General features: G+C 74.1%; 7 protein-coding genes. 1 reads left to right on the forward strand and 6 read right to left on the reverse strand.

Annotated elements, in window-relative coordinates; all coding sequences use genetic code 11:
• The gene (locus tag ACFWI8_RS02740; protein WP_387084770.1) at positions 1 to 978 is read right to left on the reverse strand and encodes a hypothetical protein; all 978 of its coding nucleotides are present in this window, start codon (positions 976 to 978) and stop codon (positions 1 to 3) included.
• Positions 979 to 1,254: 276 nt separating this feature from the next.
• Here ACFWI8_RS02740 and ACFWI8_RS02745 point away from each other — a divergent pair, with 276 nt between their 5' ends.
• Entirely contained in the window at positions 1,255 to 1,890 is a 636-nt protein-coding gene (locus ACFWI8_RS02745) for an HAD-IA family hydrolase (RefSeq protein WP_387084772.1), read from the forward strand.
• A gap of 3 nt (positions 1,891 to 1,893) precedes the next feature.
• Here ACFWI8_RS02745 and ACFWI8_RS02750 read toward each other — a convergent pair whose 3' ends face one another.
• From ACFWI8_RS02750 to ACFWI8_RS02770, 5 genes are all read right to left on the reverse strand, one after another.
• Positions 1,894 to 2,913 carry a pyridoxal-phosphate dependent enzyme gene (locus tag ACFWI8_RS02750; protein ID WP_387084774.1) on the reverse strand — a complete coding sequence of 340 codons (1,020 nt, stop codon included), beginning with the start codon at positions 2,911 to 2,913 and terminating at the stop codon, positions 1,894 to 1,896.
• 82 nt (positions 2,914 to 2,995) lie between these two features.
• A complete protein-coding gene (locus ACFWI8_RS02755; protein ID WP_311600009.1) occupies positions 2,996 to 3,217 on the reverse strand; it encodes a hypothetical protein in 222 nt (73 codons plus the stop codon).
• Positions 3,218 to 3,352: 135 nt separating this feature from the next.
• Complete coding sequence (locus ACFWI8_RS02760) at positions 3,353 to 4,135, reverse strand: DUF4232 domain-containing protein (protein WP_387084776.1); 783 nt, start codon at positions 4,133 to 4,135, stop codon at positions 3,353 to 3,355.
• Positions 4,119 to 4,601, reverse strand: coding sequence for a sigma-70 family RNA polymerase sigma factor (locus ACFWI8_RS02765; protein WP_311600013.1), 483 nt, complete (start codon positions 4,599 to 4,601; stop codon positions 4,119 to 4,121). Before ACFWI8_RS02765 ends, ACFWI8_RS02760 begins: the two co-directional genes overlap by 17 nt.
• A gap of 18 nt (positions 4,602 to 4,619) precedes the next feature.
• Positions 4,620 to 5,945 (reverse strand): hypothetical protein, encoded by a 1,326-nt coding sequence (locus tag ACFWI8_RS02770; protein WP_387084778.1) that lies wholly within the window; start codon positions 5,943 to 5,945, stop codon positions 4,620 to 4,622.
• Positions 5,946 to 6,149 lie beyond the last annotated feature (204 nt).

Here is a 6,149-nt window from a genome sequence, read left to right on the forward strand (position 1 = left end):
TCAGATCCGGGAGACCAGGCCGCACTCCTCGGACTCGGCCACCTCTTCGCTGCGGTCGTACGGGTCCCGCTCCTCTCCGGACGGCGGCGGTTGCTCCCACAACTGCGAGTCGAAGAGCGGGTTGAGGAATCCGTCCGTGACGGCGCAGTCGTCGTTGCCCCGGTCGACCCGCCACTCGCCCGGCCACAGGGTGCCTGGGGTGATCTGCCACCGCGCCGGGTCGAGGACCTGGAGGTCGATGGTGCGGCGGACGATGGTGCGGGTGACCTCCTCGGAACCGTCGGCCGCGACGAGGGGGTAGACGAAGGTGTAGTCGAGGTGCAGGGTGGCGCTGCCGTCCTCGCCCTCGGTGACCTCGGTCCGGCCGCGCACCTTGACGACGTCACCGAGGAGGGTGGCGTGGTCGGCGTGGAAGCGGCTGAAGAGGGACGCGGCGTCGTACTCCCGGCTCGGGTCGCTCAACGCCCGGTCCACGTACTCGTCGACGTCCGCTGTCGGGTCCAGGATGGCCAGCCCTTCCTCGGGCACCTCCCCGGCGATCACCTCCGGGTCGAGGTTGGTCGCGACGAGGAACTCCCGGGCCAGGTCGAGGGCTTCCGCCATCCGCTCGGCGGAGATGACGCCGACCGCCTCGGGCTCCGGCATCTCGATGCCGTCCGCGTTGTCGGCCCACTCCCGCGCCGGGGAGCCGGCGAACGGGTCGTCGAGGGTGGGCCGGTCGGGCAGCGCCTCACGCGGCGGCGGCGCCGTCGGCCGCTCGGTCTCGGCCGGCAGCACCTCCGCCGGCGGGGGGCCCGCGTCTCCCCCTGACAGCCGGTCGGTCAACAACTCGGGCCGCACGGCGAGCACCGCCACCACGACCGTCACGAGCCCGGCCACCGGCCCGGCCCACCACCGTCTCTCTCTCCGCCGCCACTCCGGCCCGGTCCGCCACCCCTCGGGCTCGCCGTGGAACTTGGAGTCGTCGTTCCTGCCCATGTCGTACTTCTCTTCTCCGCAACCGATACGTGGCCAAGATCGCCAGGCGTTGACGCGAGCCGGTCCAACCGGCAGGGCAGGCATGCGAAGCACGATCCCCCCACGAATCACCAACGCGGCGCCCCGAAGATTTCATGATCTGTTCGCATCGACGCAAGTCGACCACCGCACGCTCACCTCGCGACCACCCCGACAATTCGCCCAGGATCGGGGCATCGCACCTCTGTTCGAGACAGGATCGTTACCGGTGTCAGTGGCGTGGGGTAGGACTGTGGCGTGACCACTCAACCGTCCCGCCCCTTCCGGGGGTTGATTCTCGACTTCGCCGGGGTGCTGGCCACCGGCATCAGTGACGCCATCCGGGCCTGGTCCCTCGCCGAGGGGCTGCCGGCGGGGGCGTGGCGGCACGCCCTGGAGGGGGATCCGGCGGGGCGCGAGTGCTACGCCGCGCTGGAGTGTGGCCGCATGACGCAGCACGAGTGGAACCGGCGGACCGCGCTCGCGCTCGGTCTTGCCGACGGGCACAACCTCATGGGCCGGGCCTGGGCCGGGATCCGGCCGGCCGAGGACATGATCGCCCTGGCCCGCGCGGCGCGGGCGGCCGGGCTGCGGGTGGCCATGCTCTCCAACAGCTTCGGCCTCGACCCCTACGACCCGTACGCGCACATCGGCGTCTGGGATCTGTTCGACGTCACCGTGATCTCGGAGCGCGAGGGCCTGGCCAAGCCGGACCCGGACATCTACCGCCTCACCCTGGAGCGGGTCGGGCTGCCGGGCGACGCCTGCGTGTTCGTCGACGACCGACCGGAGAACCTGTCGCCCGCCGAGGCGTTGGGCATCACCACCCTCCACGCCGACGGCCGCCCCGACACGACGGACCGGCTGGCGCGCCTCCTCGGGCTCGGGGGATGACGTTCAGCCGGGGCTGAAGTCCCAGTCACCCGTCGTGGCCAGGCGGGTCAGGCGTTCGGTGAACGAGGTGGGGTCGAGGTCGGTGGCGGCGGGCCAGGTCGGGGTGGGGGTGGTGTCACCCATGATGGCGACGACGGTGCCCGGGGTGGCGTCCCGGTGGAGGCGGGCGGCGAGGTGGCAGGCGGCCCAGAGGGTGGTGCCGGTGGCGGGGCCCGCCGGGATGCCGAGGGTGTGGAGCCAGCGGAGGGCGGCGAGCGTGGCGGCGTCGGGGACGGGGATGACGAGGTCGACGCGGTCGAGGGGGAAGCCGGGTTCGACGCGGGGGCGGCCGATGCCGGGGACGCGGGACGGCATGCCGGTGGCGTAGTCGCGGCAGTCGCTGGCCCAGGCCGCGAAGTAGGCGGAGTGTTCGGGGTCGGCCACGGCCAGGCGGCCGGCGAGGCGGCCGAGGGTGGCGGCCGTGGTGCCGCTCGCGGCGCCGGTCACCAGCCAGGCGGGGGAACCGGGCCGGGCCTCGATCTCGTCGGCGACCGTCGGCCCCGGATAGTCGGACATCGCGGGGGCGGCGTCGGCGAAGTGGTCAAGAAAGTGGCCGCCGAGGCGGGCCGCCAGCGCGCGGGCCTCCTGTTGGAGCGCGGCCGGCGGGCCCTCGGCGAGCCGGCAGTGGCCGCCGGCGGCCTCGACGCGGGCCCGGACGGCGGCCGGCACCTTGGGCGGGACGAGGGCCGTGAGCGGGAGGCCGATGAGAGTCGCGAGGTGGGCGGCGGCGACGGCGAAGGGACCGCCGGTGGCCACGACCAGTGGGGTGCCCGGGCCGACCGCGCCGGTGGCGACGGCCCGGTGGAGCATGGCCTGGGCGTGTCGGTGCTTGAGGCTGCCGGTGGGGAGCGCGGACTCGTCCTTGAGGTGGAGGGCGACGTCCGGCACTCCGGGGAGCGGCACGGGACGCAGCGGGGTGGGCCGGGCCTCCTCGCCGTCGGCGATGAGGCGGCGCAGCGCCTGCTGGGACCACGTCGACCGCATGGTGAGGATCCTAGACGCGGACCGGCCCCGCCCGGCCGGGGAGGCTGGGCGGGGCCGGTCGAGGCTCGGACCGTGGGGTCGGTCAGAGCTCCAGCTCGTTGAAGGAGCAGGCGATGTAGTTCTTCTCGGTGCCCTTGTTGGCGACGAAGTCTCCCCAGGTCTGGCCGTAGACGTTGCAGAAGTCCTCGAACTTGGTGATGTCGATGGCCACGATGGCGTCGGCGTGGGCCGTGGTGGTGGTGGCGGCGGCACCGAAGATCGAGGCGGTGATGGCGGCGACGGCGAGCGCGGAACGGATACGCACGGGCATTCCTCTCGGAGAGTGGTTTTTCGGACTCCTCTGCAATTTGCATGATCAGTCCGGTGGGTCCGGCGCCCGACATGCCGGTTTGCTCCCAACGGTGGAGAGGTTGGTCGCCGAGAGGGGGCTCGGCCCGCTTCAGTCCGCCTCGGCGGGGCGGACCGGGGTGACGGCCAGCACGGTGACGTCCTCGGCGGCGCAGCCGGTGAGACCGTCGTGTGGCAGGAAGAGGGCGGCGCGCTGGTCCGGCGGGTAGATCCGCAGGCCGCGGGCGGCGACCGGCTCGCAGGCGTCGGCGGGGTAGTTCTCGGCCCGGGTGACGCGCACCTGGGCGACCGCGGCGGCGCCGGGGGCGAGCTCGACGCGGACCGGGCCGCCGGCGTCGTCCTCGCGTTCCGCAGGGTTGCCGATCTGCTCGCCCTCGTCGCCGGCGACGAGCGAGACGCCGGGGAAGCCGGTCATCGCGCACAGCGAGTCGCCGACGTTGGTGAGGCGCAGGGTGAGGGTGACGGAGCCCGCGGCGCCCTCGGTGGCGGCGACGGCGGCGTCGAGCCGGTCGCTCGGGCAGACGGGCAGCGTCTCCCGGCCGCCGTCGGGGTGGGCGGTGCCGGGCGCGGGGTGGGTGGGGGTGGGCTCGACGGGGTCGGCCGGGCTGCCGCGGTCCTCGACGGCGAGCGGCCGGTCGTCGGGGGCGGGGCCCGGCAGCAGGGTGGCGGCGGCGATGCCGGCGCCGGCCAGGCAGGCCACGGTGGCGGTGCCGACGACGAGGGCGCGGCGGCGCCGGCGGGCGGCGGCGCGGCGCCGGACGGCCTGGAAGTGGCCGGCGGGCGGCGCGAGTCGGCGCTCCCGGGCGGCGAGCGCGGCGAACGCCTGGCCGATCTCGGCCGGTTCCGGCTGGTCAGAGTCATGTGGTGAGGTCATGGAGTCCCCTCAGGGCGGTCCGCAGGCGCGCTCGGGCCTTGTGGAGGTCGCTCTTGACGGTGCCTGGCCGGCGCCGCAGCGCGGCGGCGATCTCGTCGACCGGCAGGCCGGCGTAGTAGTGGAGGAGCACCGGCACCCGCAGCCGGTCGGGCAGCGACTCGACGAGGGCCCGCACGTCAAGGCCCTGGTCGGCGGCGGGCGCGTGCTCGGCGCCCTGGTCGAGGCGGCGGGCGGTGTGGCGTTCCCGGTCGCGGTGCCGCCAGTGGTCCTTGACCAGGTTGGCGGCGACGCTGAACAGGTAGGGCTCGGGGTTGTCCACGGTGGTCCAGCGCGACCAGAGGCGGGTGAACGCCTCGGAGGCGATGTCGTGTGCGGCCTCGTCGCCGTCGACCAGGCCGCGGCACCACCCGGCGAGCCGCGGGTAGACCGCCTCGAACAGCGCCTCGGCTTCCTGGTCTCCGCTCACGTGCCGCTCGCCCGTTCCTCAGCCGGTCACCACCATGTCCCAGCCGCCGGCCGGGGCCTGCCCGACGCCCAGAGCCCGCAGGTTCGCGAGGACCCGCGGCGACTGCGCGTCCAGCCAGTCACACAGCTGGCGGAACGAGACGAGGCGCACCTCGTCGTGGCCGGCCATCTCGCGCAGCGAGTCCTCGACGGCGTCCATGTAGATGCCGCCGTTCCACTGCTCGAAGTGGTTGCCGACGAAAAGGGGCGCGCGGTTCGAAGTGTAGGCCCGTTCGAATCCGGCGAGGAACGCCCCGGTGGCCTGCCGGCGCCAGGTCTCGTGCATCGCCGGGTCGCCCTGGGTGGTGTCGCCCGACTGGTTGGCCAGCATGCTGTAGTCCATGGCGAGGACCTCGAAGTCGTGGTCCGGGAACGGCAGGGTCTGGAGCGGGAGGTCCCAGACGCCCTCGCGGCGCTCGGGCCAGATCTGGAGGCCGCCGGGTGAGCTGGCGTCGTAGCGCCAGCCGAGTTCGGCGGCGACGGGCAGCAGGCTCTCCTGGCCGAGCAGGCCGGGGGTGCGGCCGCCGACGAGTTCGGTCTCGTAGTCGAAGGGCAGCGGAGCGAGGTCGTCGAAGCCGGTGTTGGTGCGCCACTGGGTGACGAACGCCTTGGCCTGGGCTATCTCGTTCCGCCAGTCGTCGGGTGTCCAGTGGCCGACGGATCCGGAGCCGGCGAGGAAGTGGCCGTTGAAGTGGGTGCCGATCTCGTGGCCTTCGAGCCAGGCGGTGCGCAACTGCTCGATGGTGTCGCGGATGTGCTCGTCCGTGAGGTAGCCGATGTCGGAGGCGCCGGCCTGGTTGCGGGGCGGTTGGTACTGCTCGCGCCTGGCCTCGGGCAGCAGGTAGAGGCCGGAGAGGAAGAACGTCATGGCGGCGCCGAGTTCGCCGGCGAGCTCGCGGAAGCGGGGGAAGAGACCGTCGTCGAGGGCGGCCGCGCCGTCCCAGGAGACGACGACGAACTGCGGGGGCCGCTCGCCGGCTTCGAGGGGACGCGGCGCGGCCGGCTGGTGCGGCTGGGGTCCGGTGTCGGCGGTGGAGCCGTCGCCGATGAGCCGGGGGTTGTCGACGCTGGGCCCCGGGTCCGAGGGCTGGTCGCCCGAGCCGCCGAAGTCCGGTTCCGGCGGGGGGTTGGCGCCGACGGACTTGGCGGGGGCCGCGACGGTCGAGTAGACGCCGGCGCCGAGCAGCGCGGCGGCGCCCAGGCCGAACAGGCCACGGCGGGTGAGACCACGTTCGGCGTGCCGGGCTCGTGGCGGGTGCTGGCGGTGGTGGGGGGTCACGGCGGCTCGCTCTCTCTCGCGGTCCATGCGGTGCGTGCGTCGTACGTGGCGCGTCGTGCGTGGCGTGTCACGTACGTGCTGCCGGCGCCGGAAGGCGCCGACACCTCATGGACCGGGGCCAGGCCCGTCCGGTTGTCACAGGCGTGCAACAGCGCGTCGGCGCCGGCCGCCTCGGGGCGGCCGGCGCCTGCTGCCGGAGCGGGCCCGGCTCAGCCCCGGTCGGGTGCCAGC

The organism is Streptomyces sp. NPDC127098, assembly GCF_042722465.1.
GTDB lineage: Bacteria > Actinomycetota > Actinomycetes > Streptomycetales > Streptomycetaceae > Streptomyces > Streptomyces millisiae.

Coding starts and splice junctions, on each gene's coding strand:
- ACFWI8_RS02760 (WP_387084776.1), bottom strand. CDS start 4,135: ATGACCTCACCACATGACTCTGACCAGCCGGAACCGGCCGAGATCGGC.
- ACFWI8_RS02750 (WP_387084774.1), bottom strand. CDS start 2,913: ATGCGGTCGACGTGGTCCCAGCAGGCGCTGCGCCGCCTCATCGCCGAC.
- ACFWI8_RS02770 (WP_387084778.1), bottom strand. CDS start 5,945: ATGGACCGCGAGAGAGAGCGAGCCGCCGTGACCCCCCACCACCGCCAG.
- ACFWI8_RS02740 (WP_387084770.1), bottom strand. CDS start 978: ATGGGCAGGAACGACGACTCCAAGTTCCACGGCGAGCCCGAGGGGTGG.